Source organism: Brevibacillus composti (assembly GCF_016406105.1).
Classification (GTDB): Bacteria; Bacillota; Bacilli; order Brevibacillales; family Brevibacillaceae; genus Brevibacillus; species Brevibacillus composti.
In genome coordinates, this window is sequence record NZ_CP066308.1 from 4,351,919 (window position 1) to 4,377,447 (window position 25,529).

Consider the following 25,529-nt stretch of genomic DNA (forward strand, 5'->3'; position numbering starts at 1 on the left):
ACTCCTCGCATCCTGTCCGTTCGGTGATCCTCTCTTTACAGGGCTTCTACCAGCGTGGCCAGTCCCTGACCGCCTCCGATGCAGAGCGAGACGACGCCGTAGCGCTGCTTGCGGCGGCGCAGTTCGTACAATATCGTGCCGAGCAGACGGGCGCCGGAGCACCCGAGCGGATGGCCGAGGGCGATCGCTCCCCCGTTTACATTGGTCTTCTCTGCCGACAGTCCGAGCTCGCGCATGCAGGCGAGTGCCTGCGAGGCGAACGCTTCATTCAATTCAAACAAGTCGATCTCATCGATGGTCATATTCACTTCCGAAAGCAGCTTGCGTATGGCTGCGACCGGTCCGATGCCCATAATGCGCGGGTCCACGCCGGCGCTGGCGAAATGAACGATGCGTCCCAGCGGCGCAAGGCCGGATTCCTTCAGCTTGGCTTCGTTCATGAGCAGCACAGCGGCCGCACCATCGTTGATGCCCGACGAATTGCCGGCCGTCACGCTGCCGCCCTTGCGGAAAGCCGGACGGAGTCCCGCGAGCGATTCCAGGCTCGTGTCCCGGCGCGGAAATTCGTCCGTATCAAACAGCGTCTCTTCTCCCTTTTTGCCGACCAGAGTGACGGGAACGATCTCTTCCCGAAATCGGCCCGCATCGATGGCCGCAATGGCCCGCCGCTGGCTCTCCAGCGCAAAGCGGTCCTGATCCTCGCGGCTGATGCCGAATTGTTCGGCCACATTTTCCGCCGTATCTCCCATGGTCAGATCGCCGTACAGCGACACCGGTGCCGAACGGGGCCCGCCAAAGGATTCCATCAGCGTCATGCCGCCGCGTTGGTAGGGCTGTTCGAACTTCTCCATGATATAGGGGGAGCGGGTCAGATTCTCCACGCCGCCCGCCAGCATGACGCTGCTGTGTCCCGCCTGGATGGACTGTGCCGCCAGATTGACCGCTTCCAGTCCGGATGCGCACACGCGGTTGACGGTCAGACCCGGCACCGATTCGGGCAGTCCGGCCTTGAGCAATCCCACGCGGGCTATATTAATGAAAGGACCGGCGGAAATCACGTTTCCCATGATCACGCCATCGACAGCTTCACCGCGCTGCCCTGCCCGCTCCAAAGCTCCGTTCAAGACGATGGCCGTCAAATCGTCGATCGGCGTATTTTTCAGGCTGCCGCCCAGCTTGCCGATGGGCGTGCGAACCGCCGAGACGACATAGGCATCTGTGAGCCCTTGCTTCATCCTTCACACCCCGCTTTGTCCCCGTAGCTGTAGAAGCCCTGCCCGCTTCGGACGCCCACTCTGCCTGCCAGTACCAGCTTGCGCAAGAGCGGTGCGGGCCGGTAGCGTTCTTCCGCGAGATCGCGCTGCAAACCGCGGGTAATGGCGTAGATTTCGTCCAAGCCGATCCGATCCGCCCACTCCAGCGGTCCATAGGGGTAATTGGTTCCTTTTTTCATCGCGATGTCGATGTCGCGGGGAGTCGCCGCCTTCTCCATCAGGGCAAAAGCCGCTTCATTGATGATCAGCGAGAGGATGCGCGGAAATACGAGGCCCACCTCGTCCTCCACCCGCTCCGTCTCTTTTCCGAGCGACTGAAAGAATGCCTCCGCCGCCTGCACCGCCGCTTCCGACGTCTGCAGCGCGGGGGCGATCTCGATCAGCTCTCGCTCCGCCAGCGGCACCAAGCTGCCGAAGCCGCAGATGCGCTCGGGGTGCCGGGCCCAGGAGGCTGCTTCGGTCGCAGTGACGGCGAGTGAGGTCGCGATGATCGGCACGGTGGGAGCCAGCAATCGATCCAGCTTGCGGATCAGCTCCTCCTTGGCCTTCAAATCTACGCTGGTGACCTCGATCGCCAGGTTGACAGACTCCGGCTGAGCCGCCGCCTCTTCCAGCGTCAGCACGCGGCAGCCGCGCTCCGTCATCAGCTGTTGCAGCTCCGCATACAGCGGACTTTCGCCTGCCAGCAACACGGCTTTACTTGTCGTAGTCATAGAAACCTTCCCCCGTCTTTCTGCCCAGGCTGCCGGCCTGTACCATCCGCTGCTGAATCCGGCTGGGCTTGAATCGTCCTTCGTGGAAGAAATCGGTGTACACGGATTGGGTGGTGGCAAAATTAATGTCGATGCCGATCATGTCCTGCAACTCGAACGGCCCCATCTTGAATCCGCCGGCCTTCTTCATGATCCGGTCGATTTTCTCCACATCGGCCAGATTGTCGCCGAGGATGCGCAGGGCTTCGTTGTAGTACGGACGTGCGATCCGATTGACGATAAAGCCGGGCGAGTCCGTTACCAGCACGGGCACCTTGCCCAGCTCTTCCGCGAAGCGATAGGCGCGCTGCACGTTCTCTTCGCTCGATTTCGTCCCCCGGATGACCTCCACCAGCGGCATAACCGGCGCCGGATTGAAAAAATGAAACCCGAGAATACGCTCGGGATGAGGCAGTCCGCCGGCAATTTCCGTGATGGAGATGGAGGAGGTGTTGCTGAGCAGCAGCGCGTCGCTCCGACAGATCCGGGCAAGTCCGCTGAATATGTTCTTTTTCAGATCAAGCCGCTCCGGCACCGCTTCGATGACGATGTCGCAATCGGCGAGGAGCTCCATGTCGGAGATCCGGTCCACCAGGGCCAGCGTCTCTGTTTTTTTCTCCTCTGTGATCTTGCCCTTCTCCACATCCCGCGACAGCGTCGCCTGAAGGTAGGCGAGCGCCTTGTCCAAGACAGCCTGATTGGTATCCAAGAGCTTGACCTGATGTCCGTTGCGGGCGCAGACCAGGGCAATCCCTGCCCCCATCGTGCCCGCGCCAATCACGCCTACTGTTTCTGTATGTGTTGCCACTTGCCGAGCCTCCCTTTTCCGCTAGCGGCCCTGAAACCGGGGAGCGCGTTTTTCCATGAAAGCCGCGACTCCTTCCCGGTGGTCCTCCGTACTGCCGGCCGCTTCCTGCGCGAATGCTTCGTATTCGAGGGTCTCTTCCAGACCCATCTCCAGTCCCCTGCTCATCGTCCGCTTGATCAGTCCGATCGCGCGAGTCGGAAGTGCCGCCAGCTTGCGGGCATAGGCCAGCGCCTCCTCCTGAAAGCGCTCCGCCGGATACACCTGATTTACCAGCCCGATGCGCAGCGCTTCTTCGGCCGAGACCTTTTCCCCCGTCATCGCCAGCTCCAGCGCTTTGCCGATGCCGACGATGCGCGGCAGGAACCAGCACCCGCCCGAATCCGGCACCAGCCCGATGTTGACAAAGGCATTGACGAAGGATGCCTTGTCGGAGGCCAGCCGGATGTCGCAGGCCAGCGCCACACTCATTCCGGCCCCCGCCGCCACGCCGTTGACAGCGGCGACGATCGGCTTCTCCGTCTTCTGGAATTGCAGAATCATCGGATTGTAGCGGTTGCGCAGAAAGCCGCCGAAGTCTACCGCGCCGCCCTGGACATCGCCGAGATCCTGTCCGGCATTAAAGGCGCGTCCCGCCCCTGTAAACAGGATGCAGCGGACTTCCGGGTCCTTTTGCGCCTGCTTGAGCGCATCGGTGATCTCTTTGTTCATCTTCTCGGTAAAAGCATTGAACTTTTCCGGGCGGTTCATCGTGATTACGGCTACGCCGTCTGACAACTCATAGAGAATCGTTTCGTACATGGCCGCCTCCTAGTTTCCCGTAAACCGGGGTTTGCGCTTTTCCAGGAAGGCCTGCATGCCTTCCTTTCGATCTTCGCTGGCGAGCAGCAGGTAAAAGCCGTTACGCTCGTAGTGCATGCCTTCGATCAGCGGCAGATCCTCTGCCTTTTGCACGGCTTTCTTGATCATCTGCACGGCGAGCGGCGGCTGCTGCGCGATTTTTTTCGCTAGCTTCACTGCTTCCGTCAGGTAGGCCTCCACCGGCACGACCCGGTTGACCAAGCCGTACTGCCATGCTTCTCTGGCCGAGATGGGCTCGCCGGTGAGCAGCATCTCCATCGCCTTGCGCGGACCGACCGCGCGGGTCAGCCGCTGGGTGCCGCCAGCCCCCGGCATCACACCCAGATTGATCTCCGGCTGTCCGATTCTCGCGGTCTCCGAAGCGATCACGATGTCACAGCTCATCATCAGCTCGCAGCCGCCGCCGAGAGCAAAGCCGCTGACCGCCGCGATGATCGGCTTGGAAATCAGCGAGATGCGGTCCCAAACAGCGAACTGGTCTCTCTTCATGATCTCGATCGCGGACGCCTCGGCCATCTCATTGATGTCGGCACCAGCCGCAAACGCCTTTTCATTTCCGGTGATGACGATCGCGCGCACCTCTGGATCGCGGTCCATCCGCTCCAGTTCGGCTACCAGCTCATCCATTAACTGCAAATTCAACGCATTGAGAATCTTCGGTCGATTGAGGGTAATCAGACCGACAGATTCTTCTATCGCAACCGTGATACAGGCATAAGACACGGGCTTTTCACACCTTTCACCGGGGCAGGACCAGATGCTAGATCACTGCCTGGGACTTGTTCCGATTATCTACGATACGGATCGCTTTGCTTTCACTCCGCATCAGCGAGTTTGGCGGCAAAATGCGCATGACGACCGATACGCCCAGTGTGTTTTTGATATCGTGGCTGATCTGTTTGATCAGCGCAGCGAGAGCCCCACTGTCGCTGCCATTGACCAATCCCGCATGCTCGGGCGTCACTTCGCAATGCACCTCGAAGCGGTCCAGGGCGCCATCGCGCTCGATCACGACCTGGTAGTGAGGAGCGAGCTGTTTGAAGGTCAAGAGGACAGACTCGATTTCCGTCGGGAATACGTTTACGCCGCGGATGATCAGCATGTCGTCGACCCGGCCTTTGATGCGGGACATGCGCATGGTGGTGCGGCCGCATTTGCAAGGCTCCGGATTCAGCGAGGCGATATCGCCCGTGCGGTAACGGATGACCGGGAACGCTTCCTTCGTCAGCGAGGTGAAGACCAGCTCCCCTTCCTGGCCGTACGGCAGCACTTCCCCTGTCTGCGGGTCCACAATTTCCGCGTAAAAGTGGTCTTCTGCGATATGCAGGCCGTCTTGTGCTTCATGGCACTCGATCGAAACCCCTGGCCCCATGACTTCGCTCAAACCGTAGATATCGACCGCCTTGATGCCGAGCGACTCTTCGAGCTGGACACGCATTTCCTCCGACCATGGCTCCGCGCCGAAAATGCCGTATTTGAGGCTGGTTTCGCGCGGATTGAGGCCCATCTTCTTCATTTCCTCTACAATATTGAGCACATAGGACGGCGTCGCTGCGAGTCCGCGCGGCTTGAAGTCCTGGATCAAAGTAATCTGGCGAGGCGTATTGCCGCCGGATACCGGCACCGCGACCGCTCCCATACGCTCGATCCCGTTATGCAGGCCCAGACCGCCTGTGAACAAGCCGTAGCCATACGCATTGTGGAAAACGTCTCCCGGCTCGCCGCCTGCACAGCAGATTGCGCGGGCCACGATTTCCGCCCAGTTTTCCAGGTCCTTTTTGGTGTAGCCGACGACGGTCGGTTTTCCTTTGGTCCCGGAGGAGCCATGGATACGAGCGACTTCTTTCATATCGACAGCAAACAGATTAAACGGATAGTTTTCACGCAAATGCGTTTTTTTCATAAACGGTAGCTTCTGAATGTCTTCCAGGGATTGGATGTCTTCGGGCTTTACGCCCGCTTCGTGAAAGGCTTGCTGATGAAACGGTACGCGCTCATACGCTCGTTTGACCGTTTCTTTCAGTCGCTCCAGCTGGATTTCGGCCATCTTTTCCCTTGGCAGCGTTTCCATTTCCACATTAAAAATCATGCCGTTTTCCCCTCATTCCGTTTCTTTTATCGTCTGCTCCTCTAATGGCTCTTATTCGCCGTTATTCGCCCGTAAACACCGGTTTGCGCTTCTCGCGGAAGGCTTCGAGTGCTTCCAGACGGTCTTTGGTCGGAATAATGACTTCGTAGCACATCGTTTCCAGATCGAGTCCGGTTTGCAAGTCGACGCTCGACCCCCGGTCAATCGCGGCTTTCGCCTGATAGACGGCCAGCGGCGCATTGGCGAGGATCTCCTCGGCCAGTCCCCGGGCCAACTTTTCCAGCTCCGCGAGGTCGGCTGCTACCGCGCTTACGAAGCCGAACTGACAGGCTTCCTCCGCAGTGATGCGGCGAGCGGTCAATATCAGCTCCTTGGCCTTGGACGGGCCGATCAGGCGGGATAAGCGCTGCGTGCCGCCTGCGCCCGGGATGATTCCCAGACTGACCTCGGTCAGCCCCATCTTGGCATCGGCCACCGCATAGCGGAAGTCACAGGCGAGCGCCAGCTCAAATCCGCCGCCAAACGCAAAGCCGTTGATCATCGCGATCGTCGGCTGGGGGAGCCGCTCCAGCGCTGTAAAGACATCCCTGATCTTGCGCACATTGCGGCGCACCTGCTGCTCCGTCAGCGTGCGGCGCTCCTTCAAGTCGGCTCCGGCGCAGAAAGCGCGGCCCTCCGCCTTGACGATCACGACGCGAATTTCTTTCGAATCGAGCCGCACCTGTTCGATCAGGTCGCCCAAACGCTCCAGCGTCTCGTAGTTCAATGCATTCAGTTCGTCCGGACGGTTCAGGGTGATGATGCCCAGATGCCCGTCCCGTTCAAATCGTACCGTCTCCTGGCTCATGTCTGTCCTCCTCGGGCGGGATTAGGATGAGGGGCCGCCGACCCGTGCGTACGTGCCGGTTGCAAAGGCGACCAGCTTGCCGTCACAGGTGACGCGCGCCTCCATGATGATCAGGCTTCGCCCGCTTTTCAGCACACGGGATTCCGCCTCCAGCCGTTCACCGCGCGCCGGACTGAGGTATTGGATCTTGCTCTCCACCGTGACGCACTGCTGCACGCCATCTACATAAGGTGCGGCGCCATGTCCCATCGCCACATCCGCCAATGTAGCGGTTACCCCGCCATGCACGACTCCTTCGATACTGTTGAACAGCTCGGGGCGGATTTTCAACGCTACCCTGCAGCCCTGATCATCACGGTGCAACACCTCGATGCCCAGATAGTGATTGAATCGATTTCGGAGTTCCTCTGTCATCAAAGCGTCCCCTTTTTCTCGTTTTGCGTTGAAACGGGTGAAAGGAGCCCGATGTTTGGCATCAGGCATCCTTTCTTCTTGGTTTTTGTTCAATTGACGTTTAGGCCTCTTCATCGAGGGCGACGAAATACTCGTTTTTCCGGTACGCCAGAGCGTCCAGCGTCGCCACCAGGCCGTGCTCCGTCTCTACCCGGATGCGGTACCAGGCCGTGCGGTTGTTTTTCTTCTCCTCCGTCGCGGTCGCCACCAGGCGGTTGCCTTTCATCGCAGCGGCCAAAAAGCCGATATTTACGGAAAGGGCCACTGCTGTCTTGCCGTACGAATTGCAGGCAGCGGCGAAGACGAAATCGGCCAGGGCAAAAATCAGCGCGCCATGAGCAGTTCCGTGGGCGTTGAGCATGTTCTCCTGGACGATCAACTCTGCGGTCGCCGTCCCCTCTCCCAGCTCCAGGAGGTTGATGCCGAGAAACTGCGCGAACTGATCCTGCAGCAGCTTGGCGCGAATTTCCTCGTAATGCTTGTGATGGATCTCACGCTCGTCTACGATCCGTTTGCTCATTTTTCAACCACTTCGACAAAATGCATGGATACGACGTTGCCGGCAAAACCGCGCAGGTCTTTTCCGGCCGCACGCCCTTCCGCAGATGACAACGCTTCCATCAACGCTTCTTTTGTCTCGAAGTACATCTCTGCGATCAGATGCAGGTCGCTATCGCCAGCCGGGGTCCCGTATACTTTGCCTACCTCCATTTTGATGAGGCCAGGCATCTTTTCCGCCAGCGGGCCATGCACTTCAAAGTAATGCTTGTCAAAAGCTTCAACATCCTCCGGGACGCGATAAATAGCCACCAATTTCACCATTCCATATCCCCGCTTTCCTATGGTTTTTTCTACATATGTGACGATTAATTAATATAACGTTATTTTAACGCATGTCGTGGTTTTTATTATATAAAGTTTTCAGAATTGGTGCAAGTCTTTTTCAACGAGCAAAAAACCCCTGCCGGACAGCAGAGGTTTTTCCCAAAGCGCTGTATTATTGCTTTTTCTGCAAATAATCGACGAGCCCCATGGCGCAAATTTCCAGATCGGCGCGCAGGATACCGTAGGCCGGATGATCAGCGGCGATGCCCTGCGTCTCCAGATGCGCGGCCACCATCGCCAGCAGTTTTTGGCTGACGACGGCCGTCTCCAGCTGTCCGCTCGCCTGTGCCGCTTCCGCTGCCTGCACAAAGCGGGGAATCCACATCTCCAGCTGGCGATAGACCTCGTCCACCTCGCTGCTCATGCCAAAATGGCCGAAAAAGATGCGGGTCACCCCCAGCTCTCTGACCATCGCCAGCGAGCGCAGCATCGCTTCCGGGTCAAACTGGTTGGGCGAGGTCGAGGGGAGATACAGGGAGACGCCGTCCTCCTGCAGCTGGGAGTACAGCACGCCCAGCGTATCTCCGGTAAACATGCCGTTGCTGACCGGGTCGTAGATGCTGCTGTGATGGTAGGCATGTCCCGGTGAATCGTAAAATGTAAGCGCGCGCGACGGGCCAATCTGAAGCGTTTCCTCATGCCCTTTGACCAAAACCCGCTCCGCCGGCACGGGAATGATCGGCTCGAAAAACTGGTCAAAGCTCTCCCCGTACACCGCGCGCGCTCCCATGATCAGCCGTGAGGGGTCTACCAGATGGCGGGCTCCTTTGGGATGAACCACGACCTGTGCCTGCGGACAGTGATCCCGCAGCAGCAGTCCGGCCCCTCCCGCGTGATCCAGATGGATGTGCGTCACGACCACGTATTTGACATCAGCCGGATCCAGTCCCAGAGCGGACAGGCCGGCGATGATATGCGGTACAGAGGGACTGGCGCTCGTCTCGATCAGCGTCAGTTCCTCCTCCCGTATGACATAAGTGCCCGTCCGGCCCTCCATACCCAAGTCAAAACCGTCAATGAGCGAAATGCCGTCTCCCAAATCGATAGGCAGCCGTTTTTCCACGTCGTTTTCCCTCCTGTACCTGTTATGCAGAGGCCAGAAGCCTGCCATTTCTGCCAAGGATGGACGCCTTCTGTTTCCTCTCCGTCATTTTTGCCATTGTACACCGACCATTGGCGTTTTGTCTGTAAGCGGAGGAGAGAAATGTCTGACTTGTCTCACTTCTTTCAAAGGGATGGTGATCACCGCAGATTCCTTCATGGTTATGGTCGGGATTATACTTTCTTGACGAACTCCGATTTCAGCTTCATCGCGCCAAAGCCATCAATCTTGCAATCAATGTCATGGTCCCCATCTTAAAAAATTTGGCTCCGCCAGGTATTTGGCGAAGCCTTCGTTGTGTTGATGTGAACGAGCTTTACTGGCCCTTCTCCCACTTTGCGATTTCCTCGCGAACCCGTGGCGCCACCTCCGTGCCCAGCAGCTCAATCGCCTTCATGACATCCTCATGCGGCATGCTGCCTACAGGTACATGCAGCATGAAACGCGTAATGCCCACTTCCTTGCGCAGGTAGATGATTTTCTGCGCCACTGTTTCCGGGTCGCCGACATACAGCGCTCCTTCAAAGCTGCGCGCCGCATCGAAGCTGGACCGGTCGTAATGGCCCCACCCCCGCTCGCGCCCCAGCACGTTCATCACGTATTGGGTAGAAGGAAAGAATTTGTCAGCCGCTGTCTCGGTATCCTCCGCGATAAAGCCGTGCGAATGAGACGCCACCGGCAGCTTGGAGACGTCGTGGCCAGCCTCGGCCGCCGCTCTTTTGTAGAGTTTCACCAGCGGCGCAAACTGTACCGGCCTGCCCCCGATAATCGCCAGAACCAATGGCAGTCCCAAGACCCCAGCGCGAATCACCGACTCCGGATTGCCCCCGCTGCCGATCCACACAGGCAACGGATTCTGCACCGGACGCGGATAGACACCGAGATTATGGATGGCTGGCCGATGTCCCCCTCTCCAGGTGACCTTTTCCGACTCGCGCAGCTTCAAAAGCAGCTCCAGCTTCTCGTTAAACAATTCATCGTAGTCCTGCAGGTCGTAGCCAAACAGCGGAAAGGATTCGATAAACGACCCCCGCCCTGCCATGATTTCGGCCCGTCCATTGGATATGCCGTCCAGCGTCGCAAAGTCCTGAAAGACACGGACCGGATCATCGGAGGAGAGCACCGTGACGGCGCTGGTCAGGCGTATCCGTTTCGTCTGCGGGGCGGCTGCGGCCAGCACGAGCGCTGGAGAGGAGGCTGCAAAATCCTTTCGATGATGCTCCCCGACGCCGAAGACATCCAGCCCTACCTGATCGGCGAGAATAATTTCCTCGACTACCTCTCGCAAGCGCTGTGCATGGCTGATGACCTCTCCGGTTTTGACGTCAGGGGTGGTTTCCACAAATGTGCTGATTCCGATTTCCATTGGCTCTTCCTCCTCGATTGCGTTCCGTCCCGTCGAATCTTATTGTTTCATATGAAAGCGGATTTCATTGAACGGAGAATATCTTTATTTTGAGGCTTTTATCCGATAATCTCAAGCGAACGCTGCTCATTTCATGCGCTACCGGCAAAATGAGAGCCCTGATGCCTTGGTTGCGTTACTTTTTCGACTGTCGGCCACATACATCTAGGGTATATTATCTAACCTGGGATGTGTGATTTATGAATCATGCTCAAACCTCTGCCTTTCCCCTGGAAAAACCCAATTTTCTCGTGCTCCTGGTGGATGAACAGCGCTATCCGCCCGTATACGAAAGTCCGGAGATTCGCGCCTGGTGCAGAGAAAACCTCCTCACGCAGCAGCTGCTGAGAACCCATGGCGTGGAATTCCACAGGCATTACATCGGGAGCTCCGCTTGCAGCCCGAGCCGGGCGACGCTATTGACCGGCCAATACCCTTCGCTCCATGGCGTCACCCAGACGACCGGAATTGCCAAAGAACCGTTTGACTCCGATGTGTTTTGGCTGGATCATAGCACAGTGCCCACGATGGGCGATTACTTTCGCGCAGCCGGCTATCAGACCTACTACAAGGGAAAATGGCATATCTCTTATGAAGATATCCTCATCCCGGGCACCCATCAAAGCATCCCCAGCTACGATCCCGCGACAGGCGTGCCGGATCCCCAAAAGGAAGACCTCTATCTCTTCGCCAATCGTTTGGATAACTTCGGTTTTTCCGGCTGGGTCGGTCCGGAACCGCACGGCGGAAACCCGCGCAACTCCGGTTCTTCTGCGGCTATCGGACTGCGTGGACGAGATGAAGTGTATGCGGCAGAGGCCGTCTCGCTGATTGAAGCGCTGGATCGGCAGAAGCGCCATAATCCCGATGCCCCGCCTTGGCTGATTGTCGCTTCCTTCGTGAACCCGCATGATATTGTCCTCTATGGTGCGCTTACGGCCCAGCTGCCCCTGTATCGGTTTGAGCTGGAGCCGATGCCGGATGTCCCCCCTCCACCGACGATCACCGAATCGCTGCGGACCAAACCGCGCTGTCAGGCTAGCTATCGGGACCTTTATCCGCTCGCTTTGCAGCCGATCATCCGTCAAGAGTTTTACCGCCAGCTGTACTATCAGCTGCAAAAGAACGCCGACCGGGAAATGTACAAGGTATTTGAAGCGCTCACCCGCTCCTCGTTTTATGACAATACCATCGTGATCTTTACCTCCGACCACGGGGAGCTGCTTGGCGCCCATGGCGGCCTGCATCAAAAATGGTACTGCGCCTATGAAGAGGTGCTGCGCGTCCCCCTTCTGATCCATAATCGGCAGCTCTTTCCCAGGCACAGGCATGTCCACGCCCTGACCAGCCATGTCGATCTCCTGCCTACCATGCTCGGACTGGCCCATGTGGATCCCGATTTGCTCCAGGACCGTTTGCGAGGCGCGCATAGCGACGTCCGCCCCTTTGTCGGGCGCGATCTGACACCCTATCTTCGCGAAGAGAGGCAGCGTGAGATGCCCAATGAGCCGATTTTTTTCATGACCGACGATGATCCGACCCGCGGCCAGCATCAACTCAATCCGTTGGGGGTGCCCTATCCGTCCGTCATTCAACCGAATCACATCGAATCTGTCATCGCTGTGTTGCATCATCAGGGAAAAGAGGAATGGTGGAAGTTCTCCCGCTATTTCGATCACCCGCAGTTCTGGCGTCATCCGGGGATAAAAGACGAAACGTCTCTGCCCGTGCCAGGTACGGCGCTCGGACAAGAGACGTGTTGGGTGACTCGGGTCAAAACCCGGCCTGAGCCTGAGGAATATGAACTGTATTGTCTGACGAATGACCCGTTGGAGGTGTGCAACCTGGCGAGCCCGGCCCATGCGACGGAATATACGCGTAGGGTACAGGCGCAGATGATGGAGCTGCTGAATGAGCAGCGGAAGCGAAAGCGTTTGGTTCCCGGTTGAATGAGGAGACGTCAGGCTTTCGGTTGAGCCGAGGGATTTCCGTCGAGAATCCCGGCCCTCTGAGCCAGGTATTCGACCAGATGAACCGCTCTTACACGTTCCCCCAGATGTTCGCGCTCAATCCCCAGCTTCATTTGGAGGAGGCAGCCCGGGTTCGTCGTGACAATCGTGACCGCCCCGGTATCTATTACATGCTGCATCTTCAAATCCAGGATTTCCATCGAAGCGTCGTATTGTACCAGATTGTAGATTCCCGCCGAACCGCAGCACATATTGGCCTCCGCCATTTCCACCAGTTCCACGTTTGGCAGGCCTGCTAACAGTTGCACAGGTTCCGCGGTTACTTTTTGCACATTAGTCATATGGCATGACCGCTGATACGTCACTCTCTCGGTCGGCCCTTCTTTTCCCGCGATGCCCCCGCACAGGGCAAGCACTTGCGAGATGTCTCTGGTTTTCGCCGCAAAAGCGCGAGCCCGCTCCGCCCACTGGGCATCATCCGCCAGCAGATGGTCGTATTCCACCAGCATGGCGCCGCAGCCACCTGCGTTGTTCACGATAAAATCAGCATCTACTGCGGCGAATGCCTCGATATTCCGCTTCGCCAGCTGCTTGCTCTCATCCATCTCGCCGGCATGGGCATGAAGAGCGCCGCAGCAGATCTGATTCTCGATCACGATGACGTCGCAGCCGACTTCGGCCAAGAGTTGGACAGAGAGCTGGTTTATCTTGCGGAACATGGCGTCCATCACGCAGCCGACGAAAAAAGCGACGGTGTACTTTCTCTGCCCCTTCGCCTTGGTTACTCGCGGGAGGCTGGCCCGCTCGCGGGGAGAGACGGCTGGCGGGACAATCGCTTCGAACTCTCCCAGATGGGCCGGCAGCTTTTTCATCAGGCCGCTTTTTCGCGCCAGCTTTTGGACGCCGGTCTTCTCGTACACCCACATCGCGTCTCCGAGCAGCTTCATCGCTTTGCGGCTGGGGAACACCTTTTTGAAAAGCAAGCTGCGCAGCGCCTTTTGCGGAACGGAGTAGGCTTTGCGCCGCGTGATCGACGCCCGCGCCGACTCCAGGATCGCTCCGTACTCCACGCCTGTCGGACATACCGTTTCGCAGGCGCGGCAACCCAGACATAAATCCAGCGGCTCCTCCAGCACGGAGAGATCTTTGATTTTGCCCTCTCCCGCCATCTTGACCAGATTGATGCGGCCGCGCGGGGAGTGGGTTTCTTTGCCCATCGTCAGGTAGGTAGGACAAGCAGGCAGACAGTAGCCGCACTGCACACACTTGTTTGTCTTGTCGTAATTCAGTTCGGCACGCAACTGTTCGAGCTGCTCGTTCATTCGCTCAACACCAACTTTTGTCCCGGTTCGGGAAAAATTTTGCCAGGATTCATAATGTTATGGGGATCCCACGCCTGTTTGATCCGCTTCATCATGTCGAGACCGGCGGCTCCCAGCTCCATCTCCATAAAGGGCGCCTTCATCAGACCGATGCCATGTTCGCCGGACAAGGTGCCGCCCAGCTCGACCGCCGCCTCGAAAATTTCCGCGACCGCCTTTTCGACCCGCTGCATTTCTTCGCGATCCGATTTGTCGGCGATAATATTGGGGTGCAGATTCCCGTCCCCGACGTGTCCGAATACGACGAGATGGATGCCGTACTTTTCTTTGATCGCCTGCAGGCGGCGGCACATCTCCGGTATTTTGCTCCGCGGCACGGTCGCATCCTCCGAAATTTTGGTCGGCTTCACCCGCACGATGGCGGGGGACACCAATTTGCGCGCCTTCCACATATCTTCTTTTTCCTTCGCGGTCTGCGGCACACGCACTTCCCGCGCCCCGATCTCCCGGCATACCCGGGATACCTGCTCGGCTTCATCTCGCACGGCCATCGGGTGTCCATCCAGCTCGATCAGGATCAGCGCTTCGGCATCCTTGGGCAAACCGGACGGCTGATAATTTTCCACCGCCACCATAGACGCCTGGTCCATCAGCTCCATCTTGGAAGGGAGAATCCCCGATGTCAAAATCCGTGAAATCGCTCTTCCGGCATCGACCAAATCGTCGAAAATCGCCATGACGGTCTCGGAGGCGGGCGGCTTGGGAATCAATCGGAGAATCGCTTTGGTAATGATGCCCAGTGTTCCCTCTGAACCGACGATCAATTTGGTCAGATCGTAGCCCGTCACATTTTTAACTGTCCGGCCCCCGGTGCGGATAATTTCCCCCTGGGGCGTAATCACTTCCAAGCCGATGACGTAATCCTTGGTCACGCCGTACTTCAGACCGCGCGGACCGCCCGAGTTCTCGGCCAGATTGCCGCCGATCGTAGAGACATGCGAGCTGCTGGGATCGGGCGGGTACATCAAGCCTTTCTCCTCTGCCGCCTTGTGAATCGCGGCAGTCAACACACCGGGAGATACGATGGCGACCAAATCTTCTTCATCGATTTCCAGCAGATCGTCCATGACCGATAGATCGATGACCATCCCGCCATGGACGGGCAGCGGCCCTCCGCTCAGGCTCGTTGCCTGTCCCCGGGGATACACCGGGATCTTTTCGCGATTGGCCAGCTTGACCAGCTCTGCCAGCTCCGCCACATCTTTGGTCTGAATCACGACATCCGGAAGGTAGGTCCCGAACGAGGCGTCAAAAGCGTAGCTAAACCGATCGTATTCTTCTGTCAGTACCCTGCCTGTCTTGACGATCGCCCGTATGGCAGCGATCTGTGCTTCCGTCATGGTTTTCATCATCGTCACCTTTTTGTCTGCCAGCTACATAAACAAGCTCAGCTTTTTCTCGACGTTTCGGAGATGGATCGCGCATTGGATCTTCGCCAGCTCCGGCTCCTCCATCTCGATCGCCAGCAATATATCGTGATGCTCTTTGTAGACGGCCTTTCTTTTTTCTTTCATGCCGAGATTCGGCTTCAGCGTAATGTTCAAGGCCCGCTCGTACAAAGACGACAAATTCTCCATCGCTTGGATCATCACCGGATTTTGGGTCGCCAAAAACATCGTCCGGTGGAACTCCAGGTCCGCTTCCAGGCTTATTTTGTTGGCATCGGCCAACTCTTCCTCCAGCCAGTGCAGCGCATTCCACATGCGCTCCAGATGCTCATTCGTTCGCCGCTGCGCAGCGAGGTAGGCCGCTTCGGGCTCCAGCACCTTGCGCATCTCAAACAAGTGCTTGATCAGTTCCGCATCTTCGTTTTCGATCGTCAGTTTGTTCAGGATGCCATTGTCGGCGCGCTCTTCCACGAAGCTGCCGCCACCTTGGCGGGAGGTGATCACACCGGCTGCCCGCAGCACGCTTAATGCTTCCCGGATCGGGATGCGGCTCACCCCGAACTGAGCCGCCAGCTCCATCTCTGTCGGCAGCTTGGAACCGGCGGGGTATTTCCCGGACTCGATGTCCTGCAGCAATTGCCGCGATATGATTTGGGAGAGTTTTTCCTTTGACATGCGATCGATCTCCGTTCTATTTTCTTATTTGTAATACAAATTGTAAAACATGTTTGGAAAAGAGTCAACGTAAAACCTCGGTTTCATTAGAGTTCCCTCACTTTTCCGATAGGCAAATCAATAATTATTGTATTACAAATAAAAAATGTGGAGTCGGCTGACCGGGAAGCATGAGGAAAAAAAGTTCATGTTGGGAAGATCCCCCACATGAACTTTTTTCTCTCTTTTGTTCACATCTCAATTCAATTGTTTGCCCAGCGTTTCCGGCAGGAAGAAGAATACCAGCAGGGCCGCCAAGGCAAATGAAATGGAGAGGAAACCAAATGCGGCACCCAATCCGATGCTGGAGGCCATAAATCCGACCACCGTCGGTGCAGTCGCGGCAATCCCGCGCCCAAAGTTATAGCAGAAGCCTTGCCCGGTCGCGCGAATCTCGGTCGGGAACAATTCCGCCAAAACCGCACCGAATCCGCTGAAATACCCGGAGCCAAAGAAAGCGACAAACGGCCCGAGAATCAACAGCCAGGTCGGATCTCCGCTCATGCCGTAGAACGGCACCAGGAGGGCGGCCAGCGCAAAGAACAGGATAAAGGTTTTTCTTCGGCCGATTTTGTCCGCCAAAAATCCGAAGGAAACGTAACCGAGCCAAGCACCCGACTGCATGATGACAATCCATGTGGTCGACTTCATGATGTCGAGTCCCGCACCGCCTTTTTCAATCGGCGAGCCGAGGTACGTCGGAATCCAGGTAAACAATCCCCAATAACCAAACTGCGCACATACGCTAAGCACGGCCCCCAGCAGCGTCCAACGGAATACCTTGCTGGAGAAGAGCTCCATCAGCTTCGGTTTGCCCTTTTCCTTGGCAGCAGCGTCCTTCTTCATTTTTTCCCAAATTTCCGGTTCTTCTGTCCCTTTTCGAATCCAGATCGCGACCAGAGCCGGTACGATGCCGAAGAAGAACACGCCGCGCCAACCCCACAGCGGCGAGATGACGCCCGCCACGATGGCTGCCAGCGCGTAGCCGATCGCCCAGGCGCTCTGCACCAGACCCATGGCTTTCCCGCGGTGTTTCGCGTCCCATGTTTCCGTGATCAAGGCGGCTCCCGCTACCCACTCGCCGCCCATCCCGAGACCGAGCAGCAAACGGAATACAGCCAGCTGCGTCACGGTTTGGGAAAACCCGCATAAGAACGTAAATAATGAGTACACAAAAATGCTAATCATCAACGACTTCGTCCGGCCATAACGGTCGGCTACCATTCCGAACAAGATGCCCCCCACCGCGGAGCTGAGCAAGGTCAGCGTCGCCAGGAAACCGGCTGTCGTCTGGCCCATCTGCAGGTCATTCATCACGTGCACCAGGATCATCGAGTACAGCATGACGTCCATCGCATCCAAAGCCCAGCCCGAACCGGCGGCAATCAGTGCTTTCCACTGCCTTTTGGTAATCTCTTTGTACCAGGGCACCACTTGTTGATTACTCATCGCCTTCACTTCCCCTCTCTATTTTGCCTGCAGCCCGAGCAGCTCTGCCGGGTTCGAACAAGCCATTTGTTCAATCTCTGTCTCTGTGATGCCATGGTCGAGGAGAATCTGGATGAACTGGTTGTACCCTTCCGTGGGGACCGGGTGATTGGCTTGTCCAAAATCGGTCTGGAGAATACAGTTTTCCGTCCCGAGCTGGCGAATGCCCCGGACCAATTCATCAGGCTCGATCGACTTCCACTGCGGCATCAGGGTCAGCATCGATTTTTCCACGTAGGCGCCCATCTTCACCAATTCACACTGGAGGGAGAGGTCCATCTTGTTGATTTTGAGGTCGGGATGGGCGACCAGGACCTTTTCCACACCGCGCGAGACGGCTGCTTCCACGAGAACTTTTGTTTCCAGCGGGGACAAGTGACCTGTCGCCAGCACCGCGCCGCTCCCTTTGACCAGATCCAGAATGTCATAGACAACCGGCAGCAGGCGGCCATCCTCAGACAGGACAGTGATGCCTTTCTGCGGGAGCAGGCGAATGGTAGACTTCTGTTCCTTGTAGTCGCTCTTTCCCCCGTAGTGGTCGATATGGTGCTTGGCTGAGCCGGTAGGCATCCAGATCAGTTTGGCGCCCTGCTGGATGGCCATGTCGACCGCGTACGGATTGAGGCCGCCCACATATTCGTTCAGCACCAGTGAACCGTACACCTCAATCCCTTCGACGACCTTGCTGACCAGCTTGGCCCGCGAAACCGTCGATTCCTCATGCGCCTTCAGTACAATCGCCCGCATGCCTGCCCGTTTGGCTTGCTCGGCCAACTCCAGGTCATCGACAGAGCGGGGAAAAATGCTGGGACTGGAATGCACGTGAATGTCGATGGCCCCTTTTAAATAATTCATGCTAGTCTCACCTTCTTCTATGCCTTTATCGTAAAAGTCTTGTCCAACCAGGGGACGATTACGTTTAAAACGCTTTCATTTACAGGAACAATCTCGGCGTTTTTCCCGCTTCGATGTACCCGGAGCAATTGATCATGGCCGGGAACGACAATATCCGCCCACTCTTTGATCGCTTCGATGCTCTCCTTGCTTTTCGCGTCGTCCCATGTCATCGACACTTCTCCGGTGCTCAGTTCCTGCCTGTTTTTGATCGTATCGGAGACGATGGCCCACTTTTCCCCCTGATAATCGACCAGAATGGAATAAAGTCCGGGTGTATGCCCAGGAGTGTGCAGCCAGTTCAACCCTTCGACGATGCCGGATGTGCCGGACAGAATCTCCAATCGGCCACAGTCGCGCAAGGCCGGAAACATCTCAACCGGGACGGCCAGATCTTTTTTTCCGTTTTCTGCGATGTGCGCCACTTCTTTTTCATGGAGGTAAAACGTTGCGTTTGGAAAAAGCGGATAATTGACGGCGTGATCAAAGTGAAAGTGGCTCAAGAGAACCGTTCCGATCTCGTCGGGGCTCACCCCTGCCTGATTCAACCTCTCCAACAGGGTATACCGCTCATTAAAGCCCAACGTGTCAAACAGGATCGGCCGTTCTCCCTCGCGGCGAATCAGCACGCAGCTCGACCACCCGAGAAAACCGCGGCTGGACCTCCCCGGAAAGCCATCGAATAACACAGTAATGTCCATCTCTTCACACCCTTCCCCACAAGACGAGGATACACAAACACGCCTCTTGCCATTCCGGACCAAACCGGATTGTTGCCATACAAGATCGAAAACTTGTAATAACAACTTGTACTACAAGAATCAATCATCACCACCTTGATTTAACTGTTTCAAATCGTCGGACGATTAGGTAAATAGGATGATTACTAGAATACAATAAGTAAATCGCTTTGTCTACATTCAAATTATTTTACATTTTCAATTGATTTGTCATACATTTGTCTTATAATTGTATTACAAGTTTTGCGTTTGTCTTGAAAGATATACTCGTTTGAAAGAAAGGTGGTACCATGTACGACTACGTGATCATCGGCGGCGGGATCGTCGGACTCTCCACCGGCTATGCCCTGATGCAAAAATACCCGGGCGCCAAACTGGCCATCCTCGAAAAAGAAAACACGCTCGCTTTTCACCAAACTGGACATAACAGCGGCGTTATTCATTCCGGCATTTACTATAAACCCGGCAGCCTGAAAGCAAAGCTGTCCCGAGAAGGCGGCCAGTTGCTGCGGGATTTTTGCGATACACATGAGATCTCCTATGAAATGTGCGGAAAAGTGATCGTGGCTACCGAACAGGAAGAATTGCCGCTGCTCGACAATTTGTACAAGCGGGGGTTGGAAAATGGATTGGACGTTTCGCTGATCGGGCCGGATCAACTGAAGGAGATCGAGCCGCATGCCTATGGCATCGGAGCCATCCATGTCAAAGCGGCGGGGATCGTCAATTACAAACAAGTGGCCAACGTGCTTGCGAGAGAGATCCAGGAGCGCGGGGGCGAGGTATTTCTCGGCACCAAAGTAGAAGCGATTGCGGAAAACAACGAGGGGCTTCAGATTGATTGCACCCACCATACGTTCCATAGCCGTTATCTGATCAATTGCGCCGGGCTGCACTGCGATCGGATTGCCGCTGCGCAAGGCTTGCAAACCGGGATGAAGATCGTCCCGTTTCGCGGCGAATACTACGAGCTGAAGCCGGAAAAGCACCACCTGGTGAAGCATTTGATCTATCCTGTGCCGAACCCCAACTTCCCGTTTTTGGGCGTTCATTTTACGCGCATGATTGACGGCCACGTCCATGCCGGCCCCAACGCGGTGCTCAGTTTGAAGAGGGAAGGCTACCATAAAACCGATTTTGTTCTGCGAGATTTTGCCGAAGTAATGACCTATCCGGCCTTTTGGAAAATTGCCTCCCAGAACCTCGGGGAGGGAATGAAAGAGATCATTCGTTCGCTGAGCAAAAAAGTATTTGTGAAAAGCCTGCAACGGTTGATTCCCGAAGTGCGGGAAGAGGATCTGGTCCAATCGGAAAACGGCGTTCGCGCGCAAGCACTGACCAGGGACGGCAAATTGGTGGATGACTTTTTCATCGTGACCAATCAGCGTTCCACCCATATTTTAAATGCCCCCTCTCCCGCTGCGACGGCATCCATCGCGATTGGCCGGAGCATCTGCGCGGATATTCCCGGTCCTGATGAGATTTGAGACGAGGAAACAGCGGGCTTTAAGCAAAAAAGGGACCCTTGCAATGGCAAGGTCCCTTTTTCTGTCTGGAAAGTGGAGAGGTGCGTCCGGTGACGTCACATTCAGCCACTTCAGGATTCCGTCATCTTAGAACACCGTCTCCTGCGAATCCGGCTCAGCTCCGTCCCACCCTTTGCACACATCCACCCACTCTTTTGCGGACGAAAAGCGAACCAGCTCGTCCAGCGTCAATTCGATCGCGGAGTTGACGCTTCCGCATGCGGGATAGACCGTCTCGAAACGTTTCAGAGAGTCGTCGAGAAACACGTCCAGCTCCGTCTTCAACCCAAACGGGCAGACCCCGCCGATCACATGCCCCGTCTGTTCCAGCACTTCATCCGGCGTCAGCATGCGCGCTTTGAAGCCAAATGTGTGCCGGAACTTCTTGTTGTCGACCTTGGCGTCGCCAGCCGCGACGATCAGCATGGCCTTCTCCCCCTCTCCGCGAAAAGAGAGCGTCTTGGCGATCCGGGCCGGAATCACGCCGATGGTCTCCGCCGCCTGTTCAACAGTCGCGCTCGGCGTCGCAAACTCCATCACATCGTGCTCCCGATTCCACTGGCGAAAATGGGCTTTTACCGTTTCAATCGACATCTTGCCTATCAACTCCCGTGCCATTCTATTGTTTGACAAACCCGCTCTCTTCTATCTTGAACGTTCCGATCAGGTTTTGCAATTCTTCCGCCATTTTGGCCAATGTGGCGGCCGAGGTCGCAATCTCCTCCATCGAGGCCAGCTGTTCTTCCGAGGCCGCGGCCATATTTTGCGAGTTTTCCGCTGCTTGCTCGGATACTTGTGAGATCGAGGCAATCATGCCCACCATGCTTTGCGTAGTGGAGCCTACCTCTTCCACGATCGCCGATACTTCCTGGGACTGCGACGAGACGCCCTCAATCATCTTGGCAATGCTCCGGAAGCTTTCCCCGGTCTGGTGCACTTGTTGTCTGCCGGTATCCACTGCGCTGGTCCCTTCTTGAATCGCCAGCACGGCATGTTGCGTGTCTTTCTGGATGTCTTGGATGATGCTTCTGATCTTTTCCGTCGCTTGGCCGGATTGCGCCGCCAGTTTGCGCACCTCATCCGCTACGACAGCGAAGCCCTTGCCATGCTCTCCCGCCCGGGCAGCCTCAATGGCCGCGTTCATTTGCTCGACAGTCTGCTGCACGACGTCGTTCCCTCTCGCAGCTTCCAGGTTGGCATCCAGGGCAGCGTCCGCGACCGCTTGGATGGAGACGGCCACATGATCCATGCCCTTCGAAATATCATCGACCACCTCCGTGGTTTTGCCCGTCGTTCTCGCCTGGTTCTCGGCCCCGATCGCCACTTCCTGGGAGGCGGCGGCGATTTGCTCGATGGCCTTGGACGTTTGCTGGGCACCTGCAGACAACTGCTCGGACATGGAGGCGACATGCTCGGAGCTGGCGGATACATGACCGATCAATTCTCGCAAGTTGCCCGTCATGATATTGAAATCACGGGTAAGCAGCCCAATTTCGTCGCTGTTTTTCTCAGGCAAGGCTTCGATCGTCAAATCTCCATGCGACACCCGTTCCGCTTGCTTGGCGATGGCGGCAATCGGCTTGACGATGGAGTTGATAAACAGCCACACGACCACCGCACCGACCATGAGTGAGAGGACCAGCGTGACCAGAAGGGTGCGGAGAACCAGACCCGATCCCTGGTTAAACTCGTCCAAATAAGCCCCGGACCCGATAATCCAGCCCCAGTTTTCATCCATTTCCACATAGGAGACCTTTGTCTCGTCGCGGCCGGACACAGGGTTGTTCCAGATGTATGTATAATAGCCGCCGCCGCTGGTGCCCAGGCCGACAATCGTCTGTCCCATCTCCACTCCGTCCGGTGTCACGATCCCATGCAGCAATTTCCCTTCGTTTTTGGGATTCATCACGGAGACGCCGTCTTTATTGACAGCGTACAGGTAGCCCGTCTCTCCCACCACGTATTTGGGATTGATCGGCCGCTTGTTGTCCGCATCTTTGGGGCCGAATATCTCCTCGCGAAAGGTCTCCTGGGCTTCCTCCAATGTCATATGCCCTGCCTTGACTTCCCGGTCCAGCAATGAAATCATGCCGATCGCCAGCCGGACGCTTGTTTTCATCTGCTCCCGTCCCGCTTGGTCCAACTGATGCTTGGATATTTGATAGGCGACGATCCCTATCACCAGCGAAGGTATCAGAAGCAAGATGGAACAAATCAATAAAAATTTGGGTCGCAAAGATGTAAAACGCAGTCGATTCATCGTTTACCCCGAATCTTGTCCACATCATCGCTGCGGGCACTCAAGAAGAGGAGGGGAACGTTGCTTTCCGACCGAATCTGCCGACAGAACTCAAAACCGTTTTGTCCCGGCATCATGATGTCCAGGACGATGCCATGAATGTGCTCCTGTTGAAACACAGCCAGGGCCTGCGTGGTGTCATATGCGGTTTTTACACGGAAACCCTCGTTCTCCAGAAAATCCTGCAATAGCTCGACAATGCTTTTGTCATCATCCACGACCAAAATCGTATGGAATTCCTTCACGAAAGCCCTCCACCCTCTCCTCCGTCTTTCTCTCTATCACTCCTACGACTCTTCCGAGAAAGGAGTCGTTCCATTCCAAGCTACTGTTTAGTTTATCACTGCTGCAACTAGCGACAAACCCGATCATCTGTATTGGGACCGCTTGTTGATTGTTTTGTGATTTTTTTGCCCCGCCCTTTGAGACATGAAACTGTTAGGCTTTTCTTGTGCAACCAGCGGCAAATAGGCCTGGATTGAGGAAAACACGGGTGGGGAGTTTTTATATGAAAAAGACAATCGGCATAATCATGTGCATCATCTCGATCTTGTGGGTCTTTCATACATTCTCAAAGAATTTTATGGTGGATCCTGCTTTCGAAAAGTTTCTTGCCAGAAAGGATCAACTTCTTACAGATGAGCATTTTGCATAAATCTAAGCCCTTGATAGGCAAGGATTTTCAAACATAAAAAAGGGACTTCACCCCGACTTGGAGAAGTTTTCAAGTGATCAAACCAGAAAACCCAAGGGGGGGAAGTCACCTTGTATATTCTCCAAGAAAGTCTGTTTTCCTTCGAAGAACTACTAAAAATGCAATCCAAAGAGCGATTGCCGATCTTTTTTGGTGTGCTGGATCTTCGTCCTTACGCCAAGGAACTAAGAAGTCGTTCACCCCGAGGCGCTGACGGTCATTGCAGGGAAGGTATTTTGCGGGCGCTTTTGGCGGCACCAATTGAGCACATTCATACGTTTACCGCCCTGCATCATCGCTTGGAAACCGACCTTCGTTTTCGCTACCAATGCGGACTTTCGCTTGATCGTGAAGCACCGTCTGTCTCCACATTAAGCCGAGTGTTTGCCGAACTTACAAAGAAAAACTTAGCTCAGCAACTGTTTGAGGATTTGGTCAAACGCTGCCAGGAAGACGGAGTCATCGACGGCAGTCACGTGGCGATCGACAGCGCCGCCATCCATGCTTACGAAAAGAAGCAGCCCAAACGCAAAAGCGAGCAAACCGGCAATGCAAATTGGGGCGCGAAGTTCGATTCTTTTGGCAACAAGATCACCTGGTTCGGCTATAAGCTCCATCTTGCTGTCGATACGAAAAGCGAGCTGCCGTTAGCGCTGGAGATCACGCCGGCGCATGTAAACGACGGCGAAAAGGCACCTGGTTTGATTCGAAAAATCGCCTCCAAAGCCAATACGCGATTTTTCATGCTTGATGCGGGCTATGATCAACTGAAAGTGTACGAAGCTGCCCGCAATGTGAGAGCGCAAGCGATCATTCCGCTTAACCCACGCGGCGAGAAGGAACCGCCTGCCGGGTTCACATCGAACGGAACGCCTTGCTGCTCGATGGGATTCGCGATGACCTATTGGGGAGCCGACGGAGATGATTTGAAGTTTCGTTGCCCGCACGCAACAGGCAAAGTCGAATGCCCGCTAGGCATGGCTGCATGCTCGTCTTCCAACTATGGCATGGTGGTCAAAATTGACATAAAGGATGACCTACGGCGATTTAGCAGCCCGCATCGGGATACGAAGCGCTGGAAGGAGCTATACAACGAACGGACAAGTGTGGAACGTTGCAACTCCAGATTAAAATCGTATCTCACAGCGAATGACCTGCATGTCTGGGGCATCCAGAAAGTGACGACACATCAGTATTTGAACGCTATCGTACTACTTATATCCGCCCTTGCCGCCGCTTGCAAGCAAAAGCAAATAGCTGCTTAAAAACGGAAAAACGAAAATTCTGCAGGTATGCCCATTTTTGGAAATGAACCTATTTCATAACCAAAGAGCCTTCAGATTTTGACTTTCTGTAACTAAAATCGGAATTATGCAAAATGCTCACAGATACATCCCTCTGGCTGTTCATGATTCGCATCCATATTTTGTTGGCGATCCTCTCGCTTCTCACCGGCCCGTTCGGCTTGTTGAAAAGAGTGCGGGCCAAATCGATCAAGTTTCACCGTTGGAACGGCCGAGTGTACGTCTTGTCGATCCTTTACAATTTCATTCCCGGCGTCTTCGTCTCTTTCTTTGCGACGGGGGGATGGCCAAGTACAATCGGGTTTCTGATTTTAAATACCTTATGGCTGGGAACGACGATTCTGGGTTATTTGTCTATCAAAAAGCAAAGGATCATCTTGGATCGTCAATGGATGATTCGCAGCTTCTTTCTTTCCTTTGCCAATATGACGATTTATATCATCGTAGCCATTACACATCATGTGATGAATGTTTCCTATGGCAATGCATACACCATCGCCGTCTGGTTATGCTGGACTCTCAATCTGCTTGTAGCAGAATGGACCATTCAACATCCCTATACAACATTCCAACAATTTACAAAAAACATGCGAAATGTTAATATTTGTATAAACAAGCTAAAGGAAAATAAAGGGATGGTCTTGATTGGAAGGTGAA

24 protein-coding genes and 2 pseudogenes are annotated in these 25,529 nt (G+C 55.5%); 4 read left to right on the forward strand and 22 right to left on the reverse strand.

Annotated elements, in window-relative coordinates; all coding sequences use genetic code 11:
* Positions 1-35: 35 nt before the first annotated feature.
* The 13 genes and pseudogenes from JD108_RS21620 to JD108_RS21680 form a co-directional block, all read right to left on the reverse strand.
* Positions 36-1,235, reverse strand: a complete 1,200-nt coding sequence (locus tag JD108_RS21620; protein WP_198827959.1) for a thiolase family protein — start codon at positions 1,233-1,235, stop codon at positions 36-38.
* Entirely contained in the window at positions 1,232-1,987 is a 756-nt protein-coding gene (locus JD108_RS21625) for a 3-hydroxyacyl-CoA dehydrogenase family protein (RefSeq protein ID WP_198827960.1), read from the reverse strand. Before JD108_RS21625 ends, JD108_RS21620 begins: the two co-directional genes overlap by 4 nt.
* The gene (locus JD108_RS21630) at positions 1,971-2,834 is read right to left on the reverse strand and encodes a 3-hydroxyacyl-CoA dehydrogenase family protein (protein ID WP_198827961.1); all 864 of its coding nucleotides are present in this window, start codon (positions 2,832-2,834) and stop codon (positions 1,971-1,973) included. Before JD108_RS21630 ends, JD108_RS21625 begins: the two co-directional genes overlap by 17 nt.
* Positions 2,835-2,855: 21 nt before the next feature.
* A complete protein-coding gene (locus JD108_RS21635; protein WP_198827962.1) occupies positions 2,856-3,632 on the reverse strand; it encodes an enoyl-CoA hydratase-related protein in 777 nt (258 codons plus the stop codon).
* Between the two features lie 9 nt (positions 3,633-3,641).
* Positions 3,642-4,415 (reverse strand): enoyl-CoA hydratase-related protein, encoded by a 774-nt coding sequence (locus JD108_RS21640; RefSeq protein ID WP_198827963.1) that lies wholly within the window; start codon positions 4,413-4,415, stop codon positions 3,642-3,644.
* Positions 4,416-4,452: 37 nt separating this feature from the next.
* On the reverse strand, positions 4,453-5,781 hold the full coding sequence (gene paaK / locus JD108_RS21645) for a phenylacetate--CoA ligase PaaK (RefSeq protein ID WP_198827964.1): 1,329 nt from the start codon (positions 5,779-5,781) through the stop codon (positions 4,453-4,455).
* 61 nt (positions 5,782-5,842) lie between these two features.
* A complete protein-coding gene (locus tag JD108_RS21650) occupies positions 5,843-6,628 on the reverse strand; it encodes an enoyl-CoA hydratase-related protein (protein WP_198827965.1) in 786 nt (261 codons plus the stop codon).
* A 21-nt stretch (positions 6,629-6,649) separates the two neighbouring features.
* The gene (locus tag JD108_RS21655) at positions 6,650-7,042 is read right to left on the reverse strand and encodes a PaaI family thioesterase (RefSeq protein WP_198827966.1); all 393 of its coding nucleotides are present in this window, start codon (positions 7,040-7,042) and stop codon (positions 6,650-6,652) included.
* 100 nt (positions 7,043-7,142) lie between these two features.
* Complete coding sequence (locus tag JD108_RS21660; RefSeq protein ID WP_198827967.1) at positions 7,143-7,601, reverse strand: hotdog fold thioesterase; 459 nt, start codon at positions 7,599-7,601, stop codon at positions 7,143-7,145.
* A complete protein-coding gene (locus JD108_RS21665; RefSeq protein WP_198827968.1) occupies positions 7,598-7,903 on the reverse strand; it encodes an EthD family reductase in 306 nt (101 codons plus the stop codon). The genes JD108_RS21660 and JD108_RS21665 overlap by 4 nt, the downstream gene beginning before the upstream one ends.
* 175 nt (positions 7,904-8,078) lie before the next feature.
* The gene (locus JD108_RS21670) at positions 8,079-9,029 is read right to left on the reverse strand and encodes an MBL fold metallo-hydrolase (RefSeq protein WP_228728243.1); all 951 of its coding nucleotides are present in this window, start codon (positions 9,027-9,029) and stop codon (positions 8,079-8,081) included.
* Between the two features lie 212 nt (positions 9,030-9,241).
* Positions 9,242-9,322, reverse strand: a pseudogene (locus tag JD108_RS21675) (PhnA domain-containing protein); the annotation flags it as partial.
* 62 nt (positions 9,323-9,384) lie between these two features.
* Positions 9,385-10,434: an LLM class flavin-dependent oxidoreductase gene (locus JD108_RS21680; protein ID WP_198827969.1), complete on the reverse strand. Its 1,050-nt coding sequence runs from the start codon at positions 10,432-10,434 to the stop codon at positions 9,385-9,387.
* 239 nt (positions 10,435-10,673) lie between these two features.
* On the opposite strand from JD108_RS21680, the gene JD108_RS21685 reads away from it, so the two are divergent.
* Positions 10,674-12,422, forward strand: coding sequence for a sulfatase family protein (locus tag JD108_RS21685; RefSeq protein ID WP_198827970.1), 1,749 nt, complete (start codon positions 10,674-10,676; stop codon positions 12,420-12,422).
* Between the two features lie 11 nt (positions 12,423-12,433).
* Here the strand turns inward: JD108_RS21685 and JD108_RS21690 are convergent, their stop codons facing one another.
* From JD108_RS21690 to JD108_RS21715, 6 genes are all read right to left on the reverse strand, one after another.
* Positions 12,434-13,765, reverse strand: coding sequence for a (Fe-S)-binding protein (locus tag JD108_RS21690; RefSeq protein WP_198827971.1), 1,332 nt, complete (start codon positions 13,763-13,765; stop codon positions 12,434-12,436).
* Positions 13,762-15,165, reverse strand: a complete 1,404-nt coding sequence (locus JD108_RS21695) for an FAD-binding oxidoreductase (RefSeq protein ID WP_198830228.1) — start codon at positions 15,163-15,165, stop codon at positions 13,762-13,764. Before JD108_RS21695 ends, JD108_RS21690 begins: the two co-directional genes overlap by 4 nt.
* A 33-nt stretch (positions 15,166-15,198) precedes the next feature.
* Complete coding sequence (locus JD108_RS21700) at positions 15,199-15,888, reverse strand: FadR/GntR family transcriptional regulator (RefSeq protein ID WP_198827972.1); 690 nt, start codon at positions 15,886-15,888, stop codon at positions 15,199-15,201.
* Positions 15,889-16,125: 237 nt separating this feature from the next.
* Entirely contained in the window at positions 16,126-17,376 is a 1,251-nt protein-coding gene (locus tag JD108_RS21705; protein WP_198827973.1) for an MFS transporter, read from the reverse strand.
* 18 nt (positions 17,377-17,394) lie between these two features.
* Positions 17,395-18,270 (reverse strand): DUF6282 family protein, encoded by an 876-nt coding sequence (locus JD108_RS21710; protein ID WP_198827974.1) that lies wholly within the window; start codon positions 18,268-18,270, stop codon positions 17,395-17,397.
* 17 nt (positions 18,271-18,287) lie between these two features.
* Entirely contained in the window at positions 18,288-19,010 is a 723-nt protein-coding gene (locus tag JD108_RS21715) for an MBL fold metallo-hydrolase (RefSeq protein WP_198827975.1), read from the reverse strand.
* Between the two features lie 329 nt (positions 19,011-19,339).
* Here JD108_RS21715 and lhgO point away from each other — a divergent pair, with 329 nt between their 5' ends.
* Entirely contained in the window at positions 19,340-20,536 is a 1,197-nt protein-coding gene (gene lhgO / locus JD108_RS21720) for an L-2-hydroxyglutarate oxidase (RefSeq protein WP_198827976.1), read from the forward strand.
* Between the two features lie 126 nt (positions 20,537-20,662).
* Here the strand turns inward: lhgO and JD108_RS21725 are convergent, their stop codons facing one another.
* The 3 genes and pseudogenes from JD108_RS21725 to JD108_RS21735 all read right to left on the reverse strand — a co-directional run.
* Entirely contained in the window at positions 20,663-21,169 is a 507-nt protein-coding gene (locus JD108_RS21725) for a YbaK/EbsC family protein (protein WP_198827977.1), read from the reverse strand.
* 25 nt (positions 21,170-21,194) lie between these two features.
* Positions 21,195-22,835 (reverse strand): methyl-accepting chemotaxis protein, encoded by a 1,641-nt coding sequence (locus JD108_RS21730; RefSeq protein ID WP_198827978.1) that lies wholly within the window; start codon positions 22,833-22,835, stop codon positions 21,195-21,197.
* Positions 22,836-22,840: 5 nt separating this feature from the next.
* Positions 22,841-23,119, reverse strand: a pseudogene (locus tag JD108_RS21735) (response regulator); the annotation flags it as partial.
* Positions 23,120-23,639: 520 nt separating this feature from the next.
* Between JD108_RS21735 and JD108_RS21740 the strand changes: the two are divergent.
* On the forward strand, positions 23,640-24,833 hold the full coding sequence (locus JD108_RS21740; protein ID WP_198826671.1) for a transposase: 1,194 nt from the start codon (positions 23,640-23,642) through the stop codon (positions 24,831-24,833).
* Positions 24,834-24,946: 113 nt separating this feature from the next.
* Positions 24,947-25,528 (forward strand): DUF2306 domain-containing protein, encoded by a 582-nt coding sequence (locus JD108_RS21745; protein WP_198827980.1) that lies wholly within the window; start codon positions 24,947-24,949, stop codon positions 25,526-25,528.
* Position 25,529 lies beyond the last annotated feature (1 nt).

Coding starts and splice junctions, on each gene's coding strand:
- JD108_RS21620 (WP_198827959.1), bottom strand. CDS start 1,235: ATGAAGCAAGGGCTCACAGATGCCTATGTCGTCTCGGCGGTTCGCACG.
- JD108_RS21625 (WP_198827960.1), bottom strand. CDS start 1,987: ATGACTACGACAAGTAAAGCCGTGTTGCTGGCAGGCGAAAGTCCGCTG.
- JD108_RS21635 (WP_198827962.1), bottom strand. CDS start 3,632: ATGTACGAAACGATTCTCTATGAGTTGTCAGACGGCGTAGCCGTAATC.
- paaK (WP_198827964.1), bottom strand. CDS start 5,781: ATGATTTTTAATGTGGAAATGGAAACGCTGCCAAGGGAAAAGATGGCC.
- JD108_RS21650 (WP_198827965.1), bottom strand. CDS start 6,628: ATGAGCCAGGAGACGGTACGATTTGAACGGGACGGGCATCTGGGCATC.
- JD108_RS21655 (WP_198827966.1), bottom strand. CDS start 7,042: ATGACAGAGGAACTCCGAAATCGATTCAATCACTATCTGGGCATCGAG.
- JD108_RS21660 (WP_198827967.1), bottom strand. CDS start 7,601: ATGAGCAAACGGATCGTAGACGAGCGTGAGATCCATCACAAGCATTAC.
- JD108_RS21665 (WP_198827968.1), bottom strand. CDS start 7,903: ATGGTGAAATTGGTGGCTATTTATCGCGTCCCGGAGGATGTTGAAGCT.
- JD108_RS21680 (WP_198827969.1), bottom strand. CDS start 10,434: ATGGAAATCGGAATCAGCACATTTGTGGAAACCACCCCTGACGTCAAA.
- JD108_RS21685 (WP_198827970.1), top strand. CDS start 10,674: ATGAATCATGCTCAAACCTCTGCCTTTCCCCTGGAAAAACCCAATTTT.
- JD108_RS21690 (WP_198827971.1), bottom strand. CDS start 13,765: ATGAACGAGCAGCTCGAACAGTTGCGTGCCGAACTGAATTACGACAAG.
- JD108_RS21695 (WP_198830228.1), bottom strand. CDS start 15,165: ATGACGGAAGCACAGATCGCTGCCATACGGGCGATCGTCAAGACAGGC.
- JD108_RS21700 (WP_198827972.1), bottom strand. CDS start 15,888: ATGTCAAAGGAAAAACTCTCCCAAATCATATCGCGGCAATTGCTGCAG.
- JD108_RS21705 (WP_198827973.1), bottom strand. CDS start 17,376: ATGAGTAATCAACAAGTGGTGCCCTGGTACAAAGAGATTACCAAAAGG.
- JD108_RS21710 (WP_198827974.1), bottom strand. CDS start 18,270: ATGAATTATTTAAAAGGGGCCATCGACATTCACGTGCATTCCAGTCCC.
- JD108_RS21715 (WP_198827975.1), bottom strand. CDS start 19,010: ATGGACATTACTGTGTTATTCGATGGCTTTCCGGGGAGGTCCAGCCGC.
- lhgO (WP_198827976.1), top strand. CDS start 19,340: ATGTACGACTACGTGATCATCGGCGGCGGGATCGTCGGACTCTCCACC.
- JD108_RS21725 (WP_198827977.1), bottom strand. CDS start 21,169: ATGTCGATTGAAACGGTAAAAGCCCATTTTCGCCAGTGGAATCGGGAG.
- JD108_RS21730 (WP_198827978.1), bottom strand. CDS start 22,835: ATGAATCGACTGCGTTTTACATCTTTGCGACCCAAATTTTTATTGATT.
- JD108_RS21745 (WP_198827980.1), top strand. CDS start 24,947: ATGCTCACAGATACATCCCTCTGGCTGTTCATGATTCGCATCCATATT.